Here is a 15,283-nt window from a genome sequence, read left to right as displayed (position 1 = left end):
GACCACCCCCACCTACCCCCGCCCCACCCCCGGCCCGGCCCCGCTCCACCCGCCCCCAGACCACAGGCACGGATCGCGCACGAACGGGTACAGGTGATCGCGTAGGGTCGGAACGCGCCCGCTCACACCCGCCGCACAGTGAGGGACACCCACATGACCATCGCCGCCAACGACGTCGACGAGGCCGCCGCGCTGCTGCAGAACACCCTCGCCGAGGTCAAGAAGGTCATCGTCGGCCAGGACCACATGGTCGAACGCATGGTCGTCGCCCTCCTCGCCCGCGGCCACTGCCTCATCGAAGGCGTCCCCGGCGTCGCCAAGACCCTCGCCGTCGGCACCCTCGCCAAAGTCGTCGGCGGCACCTTCGCCCGCCTCCAGTTCACCCCCGACCTCGTCCCCTCCGACATCGTCGGCACCCGCATCTACCACCCCTCCACCGAGCAGTTCGACGTCGAGCTCGGCCCCGTCTTCGTCAACTTCGTCCTCGCCGACGAGATCAACCGCGCCCCCGCCAAGGTCCAGTCCGCCCTCCTGGAGGTCATGGCCGAACGCCAGGTCTCCCTCGGCGGCAACACCTACCCCCTCCCCCGCCCCTTCATCGTCCTCGCCACCCAGAACCCCATCGAGTCCGAAGGCGTCTACCCCCTCCCCGAAGCCCAGCGCGACCGCTTCCTCATGAAGATCGACGTCCGCCACCCCTCCGCCCACGAGGAACTCCACATCCTCCAGCGGATGAGCGTCGACCCCCCCGAGGCCACCCCCGTCCTCGACCCCGACCGCCTCGGCGACCTCCAGCGCGCCGCCGAAGAGGTCTCCGTCCACGAACTCGTCGCCGACTACATCGTCCGCCTCGTCATGGCCACCCGCGAACCCGAGCAGTACCGCCTGCCCGACCTGCGCCCCGTCATCGAGATCGGCGCCAGCCCCCGCGCCACCCTCGGCCTCGTCGCCACCTCCCGCGCCCTCGCCCTGCTGTCCGGACGCGACTACGTCCTGCCCGACGACGTCCAGGCCGTCGCCCGCGACGTCATCTCCCACCGCCTCGTGCTGTCCTTCGACGCCCTCGCCGACGGCACCGACCCCGCCGAGGTCGTCGACCAGATCCTCGCCGCCGTCCCCCCGCCCCGCGTCGTCTGGAACCACGGCGCCGCGGCGGTGACCACCGCATGACCGCCCCCCGCCGCGACGACAAGCTCGCCCAGCTCGCACCCGAACGCACCCTGCGGCGCCTGGAACTCCAGGTCACCCGCCGCCTCGACGGCCTGCTCAACGGCGAGCACCTCGGCCTGCTCCCCGGCCCCGGCACCGAACTCGCCGAAGCCCGCCTCTACCAGCCCGGCGAGGACGACGTCCGCCACATGGACTGGGCCGTCACCGCCCGCACCACCACCCCCCACGTCCGCGACCTCGTCGCCGACCACGAACTCGAGGCCTGGGCCCTCGTCGACCTCACCCCCAGCATGGACTTCGGCACCGCCGGCATGGTCAAACGCGAACTCGCCGTCGCCGCCCTCGCCGCCGTCGGCTTCCTCACCGTCCGCCTCGGCGACCGCGTCGGCGCCTACCTCCAGCACCCCGGCGGCCTGCGCCGCTGGCCCGCCCGCACCGGCAAGGCCGCCCTCTACGCCCTCCTGCACGCCGTCCTCGACGCCCCCACCGGCCCCGGCACCGGCCCGCCCGCCGCCATGTCCGGCACCACCGCCACCTCCGGCGCACCCCACGGCGACCTCGCCGCCGCCATCACCTCCCTCGCCCGCGGCCAGACCCGCCGCGGCCTGCGCGTCGTCATCTCCGACTTCCTCCCGCCCCCCGGCGCCGACCCCGCCACCGGCCCCGACGCGCAACCCGCATGGGAGAGCCCCCTGCGCCGCCTCGCCGCCCGCCACCAGGTCCTCGCCGTCGAGGTCATCGACCCCCGCGAACTCGACCTCCCCGACGTCGGCCTCGTCGAGATGACCGACCCCGAGACCGGCGCCGTCCAGGAGATCGTCCTCAGCCGCCGCACCCGCGAGCGCTACGCCCAGGCCGCCGCCGCCCAGCGCGCCGGCACCCGCGCCGCCCTGCGCCGCTGCGGCGCCCACCACCTCGTCCTGCGCACCGACCGCGACTGGATCGCCGACGTCGCCCGCTTCGCCGTCCGCCAGCGCCGCGCCGCCGGCCGCGCCGTCTCCACCGCGGGAGTGCGCCCATGACCTTCCTGTCGCCCGACCGCCTCTGGCTGCTGGCCCTCGCGCCGATCCTCGCCGGCCTGTACGTCGTGCTGCAGATGCGCCGCCGCAACTACGCGGTCCGCTTCACCAACCTCGCGCTGCTCTCCCAGGTCGCCCCGAAACGGCCGGGCTGGCGCCGGCACGTCGCCGCCGCGCTGTTCCTCATCATGATCGTGCTGATGATGATCGGGTTCGCCCGCCCCGCCAGCTCCGTCAAGGTGCCCCGCGACCGCGCCACCATCATGGTCGCCGTCGACGTGTCGCTGTCGATGATGGCCCAGGACGTCCCGCCGAACCGGATGGAGGCCGCCAAGGCCGCCGCCAAGAAGTTCATCCGCGAGCTGCCGTCCCGCTTCAACGTCGGCGTCGTCTCCTTCGCCGGCAACGCCAACCTGATCGCCGCGCCGTCCGCCGACCGCGACACCGCGATCGCCTCCCTCGACCAGCTCAGCCTCGCCAAGCGCACCGCGATCGGCGAGGCGGTGTTCACCTCCCTGCAGGCCATCCGTACCTTCGACACCCAGGCCGCGCACGACCCGCCGCCCGCGCACATCGTGCTGCTGTCCGACGGGGACAACACCACCGGCCGGTCCGTGCAGGAGGCCATCGACGCCAGCCGCGCCGCGCACGTCCCGGTGTCGACGATCGCGTTCGGCACGCCGTACGGCACCGTCGACATCGAGGGCGAGACCACCAGCGTCTCGGTCAACAAGGAGGCGCTGAAGACCCTCGCCACCAGCACCCAGGGCAAGGCCTACGAGGCCGCCGACGCCGGCCAGCTGCGCGACGTGTACGCCAACATCGGCAGCTCCCTGGGGTTCAAGACCGAGCACCGCGACGTCGCCGCCCGCTACACCGGCATCGCGCTGCTGTTCGCGCTGGCGGCCGGCGGGGCGTCCCTCGTCTGGTTCTCCCGCCTGCCCTGACCGCCCGGCCCCGCCCGGCTCACGGCGGCGCGGGGACGTCCCGAACGCTGATACGGTCGGCCGACGTGGGGGAACACTACTTCGCCGAGCGGCCCGGCGCCGCGAGCCGCCGCCGCACCGTGGACCTGGTCCTGCCGGACCTGCACCTGCGGCTGGAGACCGACAGCGGCGTGTTCTCCCCCGACCGCGTCGACGCCGGCACCCGCGTCCTGCTGGAGACCGTCCCCGCGCCGCCGCAGGACGGCGACCTGCTCGACCTCGGCTGCGGGTACGGACCGATCGCGCTCACCTTGGCAAGCCGCTCGCCGCAGGCGAGCGTGTGGGGTGTGGATGTGAATCAGCGAGCGTTGGAGCTCGCTGATTCGAATGCCACCATCGCCGGCCTTGACAATGTAAGGTTCAAGTTGGCGGACGAGGTCGACCCCGGCCTGCGCTTCGCCGCGATCTGGTCCAACCCGCCGATCCGGATCGGCAAGGCCGCCCTGCACGACCTGCTGCTGGCCTGGCTGCCCCGCCTGTCCCCCGGCGGCCTCGCCCACCTGGTCGTGCAGAAGCACCTCGGCTCCGACTCCCTCCAGCGCTGGCTGAACGACCAGGGCTTCCCCACCGAGCGGATCGCCTCGCGCTCCGCCTACCGCGTCCTGCGCGTCGCGTCCCGCACGGAAGGCCACACCCGATGAGCAGCACCGACTCCGCGCCCGCCCGCAGGCAGCTGCGTCCCACCGACGTCAAGCGCCTCAACCGCGATTGGCGGCGCCGCACCGAAGGCCGCCTCGGCCTCCTGGTCGAGTCGGTCACCCAGCCGTTCAACATGGGCTCGATCATCCGCAGCGCCGCCGTGTTCGGCGTCGAACGGCTCTGGCTCGCCGGCAACGCCACGCCCCCCGACCAGCGCAACGTCGCCAAGACCGCGCTCGGCACCGAACGCCTCGTCCCCTGGGAGCACGCCGGCACCCCCGCCAAGGCGGCCGCCGCGATCCGCGAGGAGGGCCTGCGCATCGTCGCGATCGAGCTGACCGGCGACGCCGTCCCGCTGCACGAGGCGCCCCTGGACGGCGACGTGTGCCTGGCCGTCGGCGGCGAGGACCACGGCTGCTCCCCCGCCCTGCTGGCCGCCGCCGACGCCGTCGCCTACATCCCCCAGATCGGACGCGTCGGCTCCCTCAACGTCGCGGTCGCCACCGCCATCGCCCTCGCCGAGGCCCGCCGCCGCGAATGGTCGTCCTGACCCGCACCACCGGGTTATGATCATGCCGTGCTGTTCCTCCGTGCGTAGAGCGCCGCGCTGACCGCCCGCCCCAGGGCGGCCCGCGCATTCCGGCGTCCACGCACGTCCTCTCCCCCCCCCCGCGGACCCGTTTCGAGGAACACGCTCATGGCACCCTCCTATGCGGCCGTCCTGCGCGCCCCGCACGCCGCCCGCACCTTCGGCGCGGCGCTGCTCGGCCGCCTGTCCTACGGCACGGTCTTCCTCTCCCTCACCTTCGCGCTGACCGCCTCCACCGGCTCCTACACCACCGCGGGCGCGCTGATGGCGGCACTGGGCCTGACCATCTCCGTGCTGTCGCCGCTGCGCGCCCGCCTCATCGACCGGCACGGCCCCCGCGCCGCCCTGCCGCCGATGTCGGGCGCCTACGCCCTGGCGCTCCTCGGCCTCGCCGCCGCCACCTGGCGTCCCGGCGCGCCCATCGCGCTGCTCGTGGTCCTCATCGCCGCGGCGGGCGCGACCGCCCCCCCGCTCGGCCCGGTGATGCGGGCCCTGTGGAACGACCTCGCCGCCGGCGAAGCGCTCCAGCAGCGCGCCTACAGCCTCGACGCCGTCGCCGAGGAACTGCTGTTCATCACCGGCCCGCTCCTGGCCGGCCTCGCGACCGCGGTGGCGACGCCGTCCCTCGGCGTCGCCACCAGCGCCGGCCTCGTCGCCGCCGGGACACTGGGGCTGGTCACCTCCCCCGCCGTCCGCCCGCGCCCGCTCGGGCACCGCCCGCTCCGGAGCGGCCGGGCGCTGCAGTTCGCGCCCGTCACCGCGGCGGCCGCGACCGGCGCCGCCCTCGGCTGCATGGAACTGCTGGCCGTCGCGTCCGCCCGGCACCACCACCACGCCACCGGCGGCGCCTGGGTGATGGCGGCGATGTCGGCCGGCAGCGCCCTCGGCGGCCTCGGATACGGCGCCGTCGCTTGGCGGCCCTCCATGCGCGTGCGGCTGGCCGTCCTCGCCGGCGCGCTGGGGACCGCGGTCGCGGCGGCGGGCCTCGCCCCGGGCGTCGCCGTCCTCGCCGCCGCGATGTTCACCGCCGGCGCGTTCGTCGGGCCGTCGCTGACCACCTCCTACCTGATGGCGGACGCCGACGCCGCGCCCCGCGACCGCGTCCGCGCGAGCGCCTGGGTCAACACCGCCGTGAACCTCGGCTCGTCCGCCGGGACGGGGGCCATCGGCGCCTGCCTGGACGCGCTGCCGCTGCCCGCGTGCTTCGCGGTCGCCGCGGCCCCGGCCGTCCTCGCCGCACCCGTGCTGCTGGCCCCGCGGCTTTTGCGGAAACGGCAAAAGAGTTCGCCGAATCCGGTCCGGGGAACGAGCATGGCACCGGAACAGGCCACCACACCTCCCCGAGGACGCACGATGAGCGACGACGACGGCACCACCGCCGAGCAGTTCTGGGACGACCGCTACTCCGAGAGCGAGCGGATCTGGAGCGGCGACCCCAACACCGTCCTGGTCCGCGAGACCGCCGACCTGCCGCCCGGCACCGCCCTCGACCTCGGCGCCGGCGAGGGCGCCGACGCCGTCTGGCTCGCCCGCCGCGGCTGGCGCGTCACCGCGGTCGACATCTCCCGCGTCGCCCTCGAACGCGGCGCCCGGCACGCCGCCGACGCCGGAGTCGCCGACCGCGTCGACTGGCAGCACCACGACCTCGCCGTGTCTTTCCCCAAGGGCGAGTTCGACCTGGTGTCCGCGCACTTCTTGCACTCGCCCCGGGAGATGCCCCGCGAGGAGATCCTGCGGTCCGCCGCCGCGGCCGTCGCGCCCGGCGGCACCCTGCTGATCGTCGGCCACGCCGGACCGCCGCCCTGGGAGCAGCAGGGCCACGACCACGCCGACGGGCACGACCACCACGACATGCACCTGCCCACCCCCGACGAGGTGCTGGAATCCCTGCGCCTCCCGCAGGACGCGTGGGAGGTGCTGCACAGCGGCGAGCACGAGCGCGTCCAGACCGCCCCGGACGGGAGCACCATCACCCGCACCGACAACGCCCTCAAACTGCGCCGCCTCCGCTGAACCGCCCGCACGGCACGGTCCCCGGCCGCCCGAGCGGCCGGGGACCCGCTTCGCTCAGCTCGCCGACGTCGGCTCGGGAGCCGCCCCCACCTCGGACTCGGACCCCGGCTTCGCCTGGCCGGACGGGGGCTCGGCCTTGCCGCGCAGCGGGACCTCCTTCACCAGCAGCGCCGCCGCCAGCGAGACCGCGCACACGACCGCCCCGACCAGGAAGATCTGGTGCGTCCCGGTGACGAACGCGTGCAGATAGGCCTCCCGGGCGGCCCGCGGCAGGGCCGCCGCGTGCACCGCGCCGGAGCCGTCCGCGGGAAGGCCACCGTGGACGGCCCGGTTGAACAGCGACCCGAACACCGCCACCCCCACCGACCCGCCGATCGTCCGGAACAGGGTGATCGCCGCCGACCCGGCCCCCATGTCCCGCATCTCGACGCTGTTCTGCGCGATCGTGGTGACCATCTGCGTCAGGAAGCCCATCCCCACGCCCACCAGCGCCATGTAGCAGCCGGTCAGCGCGCGGGGCGTCGAGGCGTCCATCGTCGACAGCAGGAGCAGCCCCGCGGTCATGGACGCCGTGCCGAGCACCGGGAAGAGCTTGTACCGGCCGGTCGCCGACATCACCCGCCCGCCGATCTGCGACACCAGCACCACCGGCGCCATCATCGGCAGGAGCAGCAGCCCGGAGTCCGAGGCAGACGCGCCCTGGACGGTCTGCTGGAACAGCGGCAGGTACAGCGCGCACCCGAACATCGTCACGCCCGACACGAGCATCAGCACCGACATCAGCGGGAAGTTGCGGTGCCCGGTGAAGATCCGCAGGGGCAGCACCGGCTCGGCGACCCGGCGCTCCACCGCCACGAACGCCGCGACGCCCGCCACGGCGACCCCGAACAGGCCCAGGACCTGCCACGATCCCCACGGGTGCGTGCTGCCCGCCCAGGTCGTCGCCAGGACCAGCGCCGAGATCACCGCCGTCATCAGCGTGATGCCCGCCCAGTCGATGCGGGCCTTGCCGCGCGACGCCGGCAGCCGCAGCATGAACCAGCACCACACCAGCGCGAGCGCGCCGAGCGGCAGGTTGACGTAGAACGCCCAGCGCCAGCCGGCGTGGCCGGTGATGAACCCGCCGACCAGCGGCCCGCCGATCGTGCCGACGGCCATCACCGACGCGGTCATCCCCTGGTAGCGGCCCCGCTCGCGGGGCGGCACCAGCGACCCGATGAGCGCGAACGCCAGGGCGGCGATGCCGCCCGCGCCGATCCCCTGCACGGCGCGGAACAGGATCAGCTGGAGCATCGACTGCGCGGCGCCCGACAGCGCCGACCCGGCCACGAACACCGCGACCGCCAGCAGGTAGACGTTCTTGCGGCCGAACAGGTCGCCGAACTTGCCCCAGACGGGCGTGGACGCGGCGGTGGCCAGCGTGTACGCGGTGACGACCCAGGAGATGTGCTCCAGGCCGCCGAGGTCGCGGACGATCGTCGGCATGGCGGTGCCGACCACCATGTTGTCCAGCATCGACAGCAGCATCGCGAGCATCACGCCCAGCAGGGCCCACCGGATGGCGCGGGGCGCCGGCGGGGACGGGGACGGATCGGGTGCGGACATGGCTGATCACCTCACTCGTGCGGGAACGGAGGGGGCGCCGGGCTCATCGGGGCGTCGCCGCCGGGCCCGGCCCCTCCACAAAAGCACACTCGATACAAAAGTGCAACGAGTCAACTTTTCAATCGAGGCAACCGAGCGGCTAGGATGGCGGCATGACGGAGACGATGGGCCGCCGGGAACGCAAGAAGGCCGCCACCCGCAAGGCGCTCGCCGACGCCGCCCTGCGGCTGTTCCTCGAGCACGGCTACGACAACGTCGGCATCAAGGACGTCGCCGAGGCCGCCGACGTCTCCACCACCACGCTGTTCAAGCACTTCCCCAGCAAGGAGGCGCTGGTGTTCGACCTGGACGCCGACGTCGAGGCCGCCCTCGTCGCCGCCGTCCGCGACCGTCCCGCCGGCACCTCGGCGGCGGCCGCGCTGCGCGAGCACATCCTGCGCCGCAAGTTCGTCGACCCCGGCCGGGCCACCGCCGACTTCACCCGCCTCGTCGACAGCCACCAGGCCTTGCGCGACTACGCGCACCGCATGTGGATGCGCCACGAGACCGCGCTCGCCCGCGCCATCGCCGAGGACGCCGGCCGCCCCGAGGACGACCCCGCCTGCGCCGCCCTCGCCCACTTCGCGCTGGAGACCTCCGCCCTCGCCCGGGGCAGCGCCGACCCCCGCGAGGCCGTCGAGCGCGCCTTCGACCTCCTCGAGAACGGCTGGGACGCCACCCTCGCCGCCACCTCGCCCCGCGGCTGACGCATCCCACGCACGACGAAAGGCCCGGCCGCGCCCGAAGGCGTGCGGCCGGGCCTGCCCGATCGCGCCGGGTTACGCGGTCTGCTCCATCAGCGCCGCGAACTCCTCCAGCGAGATCTTGCCGTCGTGGTTGGCGTCGGCCGCGACGACGACCTCCACGGCCCGCGTCTCGGTGATGCCCTGCCCGAGCCTGGACATCAGGTTCTTCAGCTCGGCCGTGGAGATGTACCCGTCGCCGTCCACGTCCACCAGCTCGAACGTCGCCCGGTACTCGTTCACGTCGGCCATGGGGCTGCTCCTCCTGCTGATCGTCTGGGGAGGCGACGTTAGCAGTGACGGCACGAGCCCGGCGCCTTTACATAGTAAGGTCAGGCTGGGCGCGGGCGTCGGCCATAATCGGACGGGTGCCCCGCTCGTACGCCTTCCTCGACCACCCGGGCCCGATCCCGTTCGCCCACCGCGGCGGCGCGAGCGGCCGGCCGGAGAACTCGATGGCCGCCTTCCAGCGCGCGATCGACCTCGGCTACCGCTACCTGGAGACCGACGCCCACGCCACCGCGGACGGCGTCGTCGTCGCCTTCCACGACCGCACCCTCGACCGGGTGACCGACCGGACGGGAGCGATCGCGCGGCTCCCCTACGCCGAGGTCGCCAAGGCCCGCATCCGGGGCACCGAGCCCATCCCCCGCCTCGAGGACGTCCTGACGGCGTGGCCGGACGCGCGCGTCAACATCGACCTCAAGGACGCCCCGGTCATCGGCCCGCTCGCCGAGGTCCTGCACCGCACCGGCGCGTGGGACCGGGTGTGCATCACCTCGTTCTCCACCCGCCGGCTCGCGCAGATGCGGGCGCGCCTGCCGCTGTTCGACGCCGAGGACGTGTGCATGGCGCTGGGGCCGCGCGGGCTGATGGCGCTGCGCGCCCGGTCCTACGGCGGCCCGACCGCCAAGCTCGTCCGCCTCGCGTCGACCGGCGTGGCCTGCGCCCAGGTCCCCTACGGTCTCGGGCCCGTCCCGTTCGTCACCGAGGCGTTCATCGAGGAGGCGCACCGGCTCGGCCTGAAGGTGCACGCCTGGACGGTCAACGACCCCGCCGCGATGAACCGGCTCCTCGACATCGGCATCGACGGCATCATGACCGACGACCTGGTCGCCCTGCGCCACGTGATGGCGTCCCGCGACCTGTGGCCTCGCCCCACCCCGGCGTCCTGAGCCCGGCGGCCGCGCGGCGGGTGGCGCCTCAGCGGCCGAAGCCCGGGGGGCGCGGCGGCCCGCCGGGGCGGTACTCCGCGGCGATCCGCAGCGGCGCGTGCTGCGGCCGATCGGGCTGCTGGGACGCGGCGGGCCCGGTCTGGGTGAGGTCCAGGCGCCCGGCGCGCAGGCTCTCCAGCAGCTCCAGGTCCTCCGCGGACACGAGGGCGGCCATCACCTTCCCACGGCGGGTCAGCGCCACGCGCTCCCCCGTGTAGGCGACCCGGTTCACCAGGTCGGCGAACTCCTTGCGTGCCTCCGTCACCGGCTTTTCCACGCTGTTCATCGTATAGCGAACTCCCCTGGCCCCTCCCGGCGCGCTTCTGTAGCTTCTCGAGCTGTACAGAGTGTACGTTCTGTACATAACAGAGGAGGGTGCATGTTCGAACGACCGGAGCACGACCGCCACGGAGGGCGGGCGGAGACCTTCGCGCCGCGGACGACGGCGAAGGTGGCCGAGGCGCCGCCGCTCGCGGAGGCGCAGCTGTACGAGCGGCTGCTGGCGCAGCGGATCGTGTTCCTCGGCACGGAGATCGACGACCAGGTCGCCAACCGGGTCAACGCGCAGCTGCTGCTGCTCGCCGCGCAGGACGCGCGGCGCGACATCACCATCTACATCAACTCCCCCGGCGGGGTCGTCGACGCCGGGATGGCGGTCTACGACATGATGCAGTTCGTCCCGAACGACGTGTCGACGGTCGCGCTGGGCATGGCGGCCTCGATGGGGCAGACGCTGCTGTGCGCGGGCACGGCGGGCAAGCGGTACGCGCTGCGGCACGCGCGGGTGATGATGCACCAGCCGCACGGCGGGATCGGCGGCACCGCGTCCGACATCAAGATCCAGGCCGAGCAGTCGCTGTACCTGAAGCGGACGCTCGCCGAGCGCACCGCCTTCCACACCGGCCAGCCGCTGGAGCGGATCGAGGCCGACGGGGACCGGGACCGCTGGTTCACCGCCGAGCAGGCCCGCGAGTACGGATTCGTCGACCACGTCATCGACAGCACCGACCGCGTCGGGTCCTGACGGCCGGCGCCCGAGCACGCGCCGGCGCGGCCCGCCGGACGATCGGCGCGGGCGGCCCGGTACGGCCGCAAAGAGCAGGGTTGGACGCCGCATGATCCGGGAATCTTGTGATGGTGTCCAGCGTTGGTCAGGGCAAGACCGCAAGCCGTCTGGGAGGCACGTGACGATGGCCGAGCGCGCACTTCGCGGCACCCGACTCGGAGCGACGAGCTACGAGAACGATCGCAACACCGATCTGGCCCCTCGGCAAGAGGTGGACTACACCTGTACGAAGGGCCACCGGTTCACCGTGACGCTCGCAGCCGAGGCCGAGGTGCCGATGACCTGGGAATGCCGCAGCTGCGGCGCCACGGCCCTGCGGGTCGACGGGGAGCTGCCCCAAGCCAAGAAGGGGAAGCCGCCGCGCACCCACTGGGACATGCTCATGGAGCGCAGAACCGTGGAGGACCTGGAGGAGGTCCTCGCCGAGCGGCTGGAGATCCTGCGGGCGGGGCGCAGGAGATCGGCATGACCGTCTGACGACGGCGAAGAGGCCCGCACCTTCCGGTGCGGGCCTCTTCGTATGTGTGCTTGTCGGGCCCTGTGGGGCCGGGCCGGGCGGGTCAGGTGCGGGACGGGTGGTCGTCCTCCTCGACGACCTCGCCGCGCACGACCGGGCCGCGCGGGGTGTCCGGGTCGCGGCCGTCCGCCCCCGGATCGAACGGGTCGAAACGGCCGAACGGCCCGAACCCGGGCCCTCCCGGGCCGCCGGGGCCGGGCGGGTAGGTCATCGACGCGCGGTCCCCGGCCAGGCGCATCCGCCGGGCGGTGTACCGGGACACGACGCGGCGCACGAGCGACCGGGTGAACGGCAGCACGAACAGCAGGCCGAGGACGTCGGTGATGAGGCCGGGGATCAGCAGCAGCACGCCGCCGGCCATGACCAGGGCGGCGTCGCCGAGTTCCCGGTCGGGCGCGGCACCGCGGCGCAGCGTGTCCTGCAGGACGCGCCAGGCCCGGCGGCCCTCCCGGCGGACGATCCAGCCGCCCAGCAGGGTCTCGGCCGCCAGCAGCGCCAGCGTCGGCCACAGGCCGATCACCTCGCCGACCTGGACGAGCAGGACGATCTCCACGACCGGTATCAGCAGGAACGCCAGGACCAGTGCGAGCGGCAGCATGGCTCCATTTTCGGGTTGCGGTAAGCCTGTACCGGTGTCAACGCCAGGACGCCCCCGAACGTTTCCCCCGGCGCCGCCGGGCTCCCGGTGGCGCCGGGCTCCCGGTGCCGCGGGGGCGGATCAGCCGGACCGGTCGCCCTTGCCCGTGCGCTCGGCCATCCCCCACTGGGTGATGCGCAGCGCCGCCTCCATCATCACGTCCCGGCTCATCTTGCTGGTGCCGTGCACCCGCTCGACGAAGGTGATCGGCACCTCGACGACGCGCAGCCCCTTGTGCAGCGCGCGCAGCGCGAGGTCGATCTGGAAGCAGTAGCCGCGCGAGTCGACCCCGTCCAGGCCGATCTTGTCCAGCGTCGCGGCGCGGAACGCGCGGTAGCCGCCGGTGGCGTCGTGCAGCGGGATGCGCAGCATCAGCCGGGCGTAGGTGTTGGCGCCGCGCGACAGCGCCTCGCGGCGCTTCGGCCAGTTCTCGACCTTGCCGCCGGGCACCCAGCGGGCGCCGATGACCAGGTCGGCGTCCTCCAGCGCGGCCAGCAGCCGGGGCAGCTCCTCCGGCTGGTGGGAGCCGTCGGCGTCCATCTCGACCATGACGTCGTAGCCCTGCTCGGCGGCCCACCGGAACCCGGCGATGTAGGCGGGGCCGAGGCCCTCCTTGCCGGTGCGGTGCAGGACCTTCACCTGGTCGTCCGCGGCGGCGAGGGCGTCGGCGACCTCGCCGGTGCCGTCCGGGCTCGCGTCGTCCACGACCAGCACGTCCACCGACGGCACGACCTTGCGCACCCGGCCGGTGATGCGCTCGATGTTCTCCCGCTCGTTGTAGGTCGGGATGATCACGAGCACCCTGCCGAGGTCGGCTGGGATCTCCATCGGCGTCAATTCTCCTCGTTCTTCCTGGCCGTCGTCCATGCCGCGGCGCACAGCGCTCCGATACCCACCGCGACCAGCACCCATTCCGGCCACTCGCCGAGCCGGTCCGCCAGGGTGCGCTCGGTGCGCTCGGGGACGCTCGCGACCTGGATGTCGGGCACGAACTCGCGGGACCGGTCGATCATCCGGCCGTCCGGGGCGACGATCGCGCTGATCCCGCTCGTCGCGGCAACCAAGATCGTACGGCCATGTTCGACCGCGCGCAGCCTCGACATGGCGATCTGCTGGGGCGGCAGGCTGGTGCGGCCGTAGGTGGCGTTGTTGGTCTGGACGACGAGGATCCGGCCGCGGGCGACGTCGCGGACCTCCCGGTCGTAGGCGACCTCGAAGCAGATCACGTCGCCGATGTCGACGGGCCCGAGCCGCATGACCCCGGACCGGGTGCCCTTGGCGAAGTCCCGGGGGATCAGCTCGAACCGCTTGATGATCTTGGTGAGGACGTCCCGGTACGGCAGGTACTCGCCGAACGGGACGGGGTGCCGCTTGACGTAGTAGTCGCCGGGCCCGGTCACCGGGTCCCAGACGATCCCGCGGTTCTCGACCTTCTTGCGGTCGGGGGTGTCGGTGAGGGCGCCGACCAGGACCGGGACGCCGACGTCCTTCACGGCGCCGTCGATGGCCCGGTAGGCGTCGGGCTCGGTGTAGGGGTCCAGGTCGCTGGAGTTCTCCGGCCAGACCACCAGCTGCGGCCGGGCGACCTCGCCGGCGCGGATCTCGGCGGCCAGCCGGTGGGTGGCGTTGACGTGGTTGTTCAGGACGGCCTTGCGCTGGCCGAGGAAGTCCAGGCCCAGGCGGGGCACGTTGCCCTGGATGACCGCGACCGTGACGTGCGGGCCGTCGGTGGGGGTCGGGATGAGAAGGCCCGCGCCCGTGACCGCGCCGGCCACCACCAGGGCCAGGGCGCCCGAGACGGCCGCGCGCCCCCTGCGAGGCTTGGCCGCCGTGCCGCCGCCATCGGTATCGCTCTCGGGACCCGGGCGGGACGGGCGGAGCCGCCACGCGGCGACGGCCGCGGCGGCGAGCAGGCCCCCGAGCAGGGCGGTCAGGAAGGTGACCAGCGGCGCCCCGCCGACCGAGGCGTAGGGGGTCAGGGGCGTGGCGGTCTGGCTGAAGGCCAGCCGCGCCCACGGGAACCCGCCGAACGGCTCGCGGCCCCGCAGCGCCTCCTGGGCGACCCACAGCGCCGCCGTCCACACCGGCCAGCCCGGCAGCCGGGTGACCAGCGCGATGGCGGCGCCCATGGGGATGAAGTACAGGGCCTGGACCAGGCTGAGCGCGGCCCAGGCGTCGGGGCCGACCGGGATCAGGCCGTCCAGGGTCGGCAGGAAGAACGCGGCGCCACCGAGGAAGCCGAGCCAGGCGCCGGTGCGGGCCGCCTGGCCGCGCAGCGCGAGGGTGAACGCGGCGACGGCGACGGGCCCGAGCGGGGTGAGGTCGAACGGCGGGAAGGCCAGGCACAGGGCGCCGCCCGCGACCAGGACCACGAGGGTGCGGGGCCATCCGGCGCGCCCGCCGGTGCGCAGGAAGCGCCGCAGCGCCCGGCCGCGCCGGGCGAGGCGCCCGGGACGTCCGGCCGCGCCGCCGGGCCCGCCGCCGGCGTCCGCCGGTCCGCCGGCCGGCTGCCGGTCCGGGAGGGTCTCCTGGGCCAACGTCCACCCCTCGTTCGCTCGATCCGTCCGCCGGAACGCTACCGGCCCGCGGCGGCCGGGGCGACCACGCCCCGGTCTCGGTGCTACCGCCGATGCGGCAACGGTATGCGCTCGAGGCCGGGGGCGGGGCGATACGGACGGCGGGAGGCGCGGCCGGAAACGGCGGAAACGGCGGACAGGGAGGACGGCGCGGCGGCCAGGGGTCGCGGCCGACGCGGAAGAGGGCCCGTGACATCCATCGGGCCGGAGCCGTCCCACAGGCGGTGAGAGCGGGTCTCCGTTTTCTACTGGATGTCCGGGCCCTTCCCGGGTCCAACCCCCCGCGCGATCGGGCGGCTCCGCCCGGACACCGGCCCGGACCACCGCACTGGCTCGGGCGGGGGCGTCGGCCACCGGTGTGGCCCGCTCTGGTCCCGCCGCGGCGCGGTGCCCGGTGACGACCCGGGCGGCCGATCGGTGAGTCCCGTGCTGGACTGCAGCAAAACTACCGGCTTCGCGGCCCTTGTCAA

The 15,283-nt window shown here is 74.0% G+C and carries 16 protein-coding genes; 10 read left to right on the top strand and 6 right to left on the bottom strand.

The window, feature by feature from the left end; translation table 11 throughout:
• Window positions 1–153 precede the first annotated feature (153 nt).
• The 6 genes from AB0C78_RS26115 (at window position 154) to AB0C78_RS26090 (ending at window position 6,416) form a co-directional block, all read left to right on the top strand.
• Window positions 154–1,170 (top strand): MoxR family ATPase, encoded by a 1,017-nt coding sequence (locus AB0C78_RS26115; RefSeq protein WP_360752416.1) that lies wholly within the window; start codon window positions 154–156, stop codon window positions 1,168–1,170.
• A complete protein-coding gene (locus tag AB0C78_RS26110) occupies window positions 1,167–2,192 on the top strand; it encodes a DUF58 domain-containing protein (RefSeq protein ID WP_360752413.1) in 1,026 nt (341 codons plus the stop codon). Before AB0C78_RS26115 ends, AB0C78_RS26110 begins: the two co-directional genes overlap by 4 nt.
• A complete protein-coding gene (locus AB0C78_RS26105) occupies window positions 2,189–3,136 on the top strand; it encodes a VWA domain-containing protein (RefSeq protein ID WP_360752411.1) in 948 nt (315 codons plus the stop codon). The genes AB0C78_RS26110 and AB0C78_RS26105 overlap by 4 nt, the downstream gene beginning before the upstream one ends.
• 65 nt (window positions 3,137–3,201) lie before the next feature.
• On the top strand, window positions 3,202–3,816 hold the full coding sequence (locus AB0C78_RS26100) for a methyltransferase (RefSeq protein ID WP_360752408.1): 615 nt from the start codon (window positions 3,202–3,204) through the stop codon (window positions 3,814–3,816).
• On the top strand, window positions 3,813–4,364 hold the full coding sequence (locus AB0C78_RS26095) for a TrmH family RNA methyltransferase (RefSeq protein WP_360752405.1): 552 nt from the start codon (window positions 3,813–3,815) through the stop codon (window positions 4,362–4,364). The genes AB0C78_RS26100 and AB0C78_RS26095 overlap by 4 nt, the downstream gene beginning before the upstream one ends.
• 147 nt (window positions 4,365–4,511) lie before the next feature.
• Window positions 4,512–6,416 carry an MFS transporter gene (locus AB0C78_RS26090; protein WP_360752402.1) on the top strand — a complete coding sequence of 635 codons (1,905 nt, stop codon included), beginning with the start codon at window positions 4,512–4,514 and terminating at the stop codon, window positions 6,414–6,416.
• Between the two features lie 54 nt (window positions 6,417–6,470).
• On the opposite strand, the gene AB0C78_RS26085 is transcribed toward AB0C78_RS26090, so the two are convergent.
• Window positions 6,471–8,021: an MDR family MFS transporter gene (locus tag AB0C78_RS26085; protein WP_360752399.1), complete on the bottom strand. Its 1,551-nt coding sequence runs from the start codon at window positions 8,019–8,021 to the stop codon at window positions 6,471–6,473.
• 152 nt (window positions 8,022–8,173) lie between these two features.
• Here AB0C78_RS26085 and AB0C78_RS26080 point away from each other — a divergent pair, with 152 nt between their 5' ends.
• A complete protein-coding gene (locus tag AB0C78_RS26080; RefSeq protein ID WP_360752396.1) occupies window positions 8,174–8,767 on the top strand; it encodes a TetR family transcriptional regulator in 594 nt (197 codons plus the stop codon).
• 72 nt (window positions 8,768–8,839) lie between these two features.
• On the opposite strand, the gene AB0C78_RS26075 is transcribed toward AB0C78_RS26080, so the two are convergent.
• Window positions 8,840–9,055: an EF-hand domain-containing protein gene (locus tag AB0C78_RS26075; protein WP_360752394.1), complete on the bottom strand. Its 216-nt coding sequence runs from the start codon at window positions 9,053–9,055 to the stop codon at window positions 8,840–8,842.
• A gap of 116 nt (window positions 9,056–9,171) precedes the next feature.
• On the opposite strand from AB0C78_RS26075, the gene AB0C78_RS26070 reads away from it, so the two are divergent.
• On the top strand, window positions 9,172–9,978 hold the full coding sequence (locus tag AB0C78_RS26070) for a glycerophosphodiester phosphodiesterase (RefSeq protein ID WP_151545259.1): 807 nt from the start codon (window positions 9,172–9,174) through the stop codon (window positions 9,976–9,978).
• A gap of 28 nt (window positions 9,979–10,006) precedes the next feature.
• On the opposite strand, the gene AB0C78_RS26065 is transcribed toward AB0C78_RS26070, so the two are convergent.
• Window positions 10,007–10,303, bottom strand: coding sequence for a type II toxin-antitoxin system Phd/YefM family antitoxin (locus AB0C78_RS26065; protein WP_151545260.1), 297 nt, complete (start codon window positions 10,301–10,303; stop codon window positions 10,007–10,009).
• 93 nt (window positions 10,304–10,396) lie between these two features.
• Here AB0C78_RS26065 and AB0C78_RS26060 point away from each other — a divergent pair, with 93 nt between their 5' ends.
• Window positions 10,397–11,041 carry an ATP-dependent Clp protease proteolytic subunit gene (locus tag AB0C78_RS26060; RefSeq protein ID WP_360752390.1) on the top strand — a complete coding sequence of 215 codons (645 nt, stop codon included), beginning with the start codon at window positions 10,397–10,399 and terminating at the stop codon, window positions 11,039–11,041.
• 166 nt (window positions 11,042–11,207) lie between these two features.
• Window positions 11,208–11,552, top strand: a complete 345-nt coding sequence (locus AB0C78_RS26055) for an RNA polymerase-binding protein RbpA (RefSeq protein ID WP_067472838.1) — start codon at window positions 11,208–11,210, stop codon at window positions 11,550–11,552.
• A gap of 91 nt (window positions 11,553–11,643) precedes the next feature.
• Here AB0C78_RS26055 and AB0C78_RS26050 read toward each other — a convergent pair whose 3' ends face one another.
• From AB0C78_RS26050 to lnt, 3 genes are all read right to left on the bottom strand, one after another.
• Window positions 11,644–12,198, bottom strand: coding sequence for an FxsA family protein (locus AB0C78_RS26050; protein WP_360752387.1), 555 nt, complete (start codon window positions 12,196–12,198; stop codon window positions 11,644–11,646).
• A gap of 120 nt (window positions 12,199–12,318) precedes the next feature.
• Window positions 12,319–13,065 carry a polyprenol monophosphomannose synthase gene (locus AB0C78_RS26045; protein WP_151545262.1) on the bottom strand — a complete coding sequence of 249 codons (747 nt, stop codon included), beginning with the start codon at window positions 13,063–13,065 and terminating at the stop codon, window positions 12,319–12,321.
• A 5-nt stretch (window positions 13,066–13,070) separates the two neighbouring features.
• Window positions 13,071–14,774, bottom strand: coding sequence for an apolipoprotein N-acyltransferase (gene lnt, locus AB0C78_RS26040; protein ID WP_360752385.1), 1,704 nt, complete (start codon window positions 14,772–14,774; stop codon window positions 13,071–13,073).
• Between the last annotated feature and the right edge of the window lie 509 nt (window positions 14,775–15,283).

Origin of the sequence: Actinomadura sp. NPDC048394 (assembly GCF_040651755.1) — a bacterium.
Lineage (GTDB): Bacteria > Actinomycetota > Actinomycetes > Streptosporangiales > Streptosporangiaceae > Spirillospora > Spirillospora montaniterrae.
This window is presented reverse-complemented; position numbering and strand designations above follow the sequence as displayed.

Coding starts and splice junctions, on each gene's coding strand:
- AB0C78_RS26110 (WP_360752413.1), top strand. CDS start 1,167: ATGACCGCCCCCCGCCGCGACGACAAGCTCGCCCAGCTCGCACCCGAA.
- AB0C78_RS26065 (WP_151545260.1), bottom strand. CDS start 10,303: ATGAACAGCGTGGAAAAGCCGGTGACGGAGGCACGCAAGGAGTTCGCC.
- AB0C78_RS26080 (WP_360752396.1), top strand. CDS start 8,174: ATGACGGAGACGATGGGCCGCCGGGAACGCAAGAAGGCCGCCACCCGC.
- AB0C78_RS26045 (WP_151545262.1), bottom strand. CDS start 13,065: ATGGAGATCCCAGCCGACCTCGGCAGGGTGCTCGTGATCATCCCGACC.
- AB0C78_RS26085 (WP_360752399.1), bottom strand. CDS start 8,021: ATGTCCGCACCCGATCCGTCCCCGTCCCCGCCGGCGCCCCGCGCCATC.
- AB0C78_RS26050 (WP_360752387.1), bottom strand. CDS start 12,198: ATGCTGCCGCTCGCACTGGTCCTGGCGTTCCTGCTGATACCGGTCGTG.
- AB0C78_RS26075 (WP_360752394.1), bottom strand. CDS start 9,055: ATGGCCGACGTGAACGAGTACCGGGCGACGTTCGAGCTGGTGGACGTG.
- AB0C78_RS26055 (WP_067472838.1), top strand. CDS start 11,208: ATGGCCGAGCGCGCACTTCGCGGCACCCGACTCGGAGCGACGAGCTAC.
- AB0C78_RS26105 (WP_360752411.1), top strand. CDS start 2,189: ATGACCTTCCTGTCGCCCGACCGCCTCTGGCTGCTGGCCCTCGCGCCG.
- AB0C78_RS26115 (WP_360752416.1), top strand. CDS start 154: ATGACCATCGCCGCCAACGACGTCGACGAGGCCGCCGCGCTGCTGCAG.
- AB0C78_RS26095 (WP_360752405.1), top strand. CDS start 3,813: ATGAGCAGCACCGACTCCGCGCCCGCCCGCAGGCAGCTGCGTCCCACC.
- AB0C78_RS26060 (WP_360752390.1), top strand. CDS start 10,397: ATGTTCGAACGACCGGAGCACGACCGCCACGGAGGGCGGGCGGAGACC.
- AB0C78_RS26090 (WP_360752402.1), top strand. CDS start 4,512: ATGGCACCCTCCTATGCGGCCGTCCTGCGCGCCCCGCACGCCGCCCGC.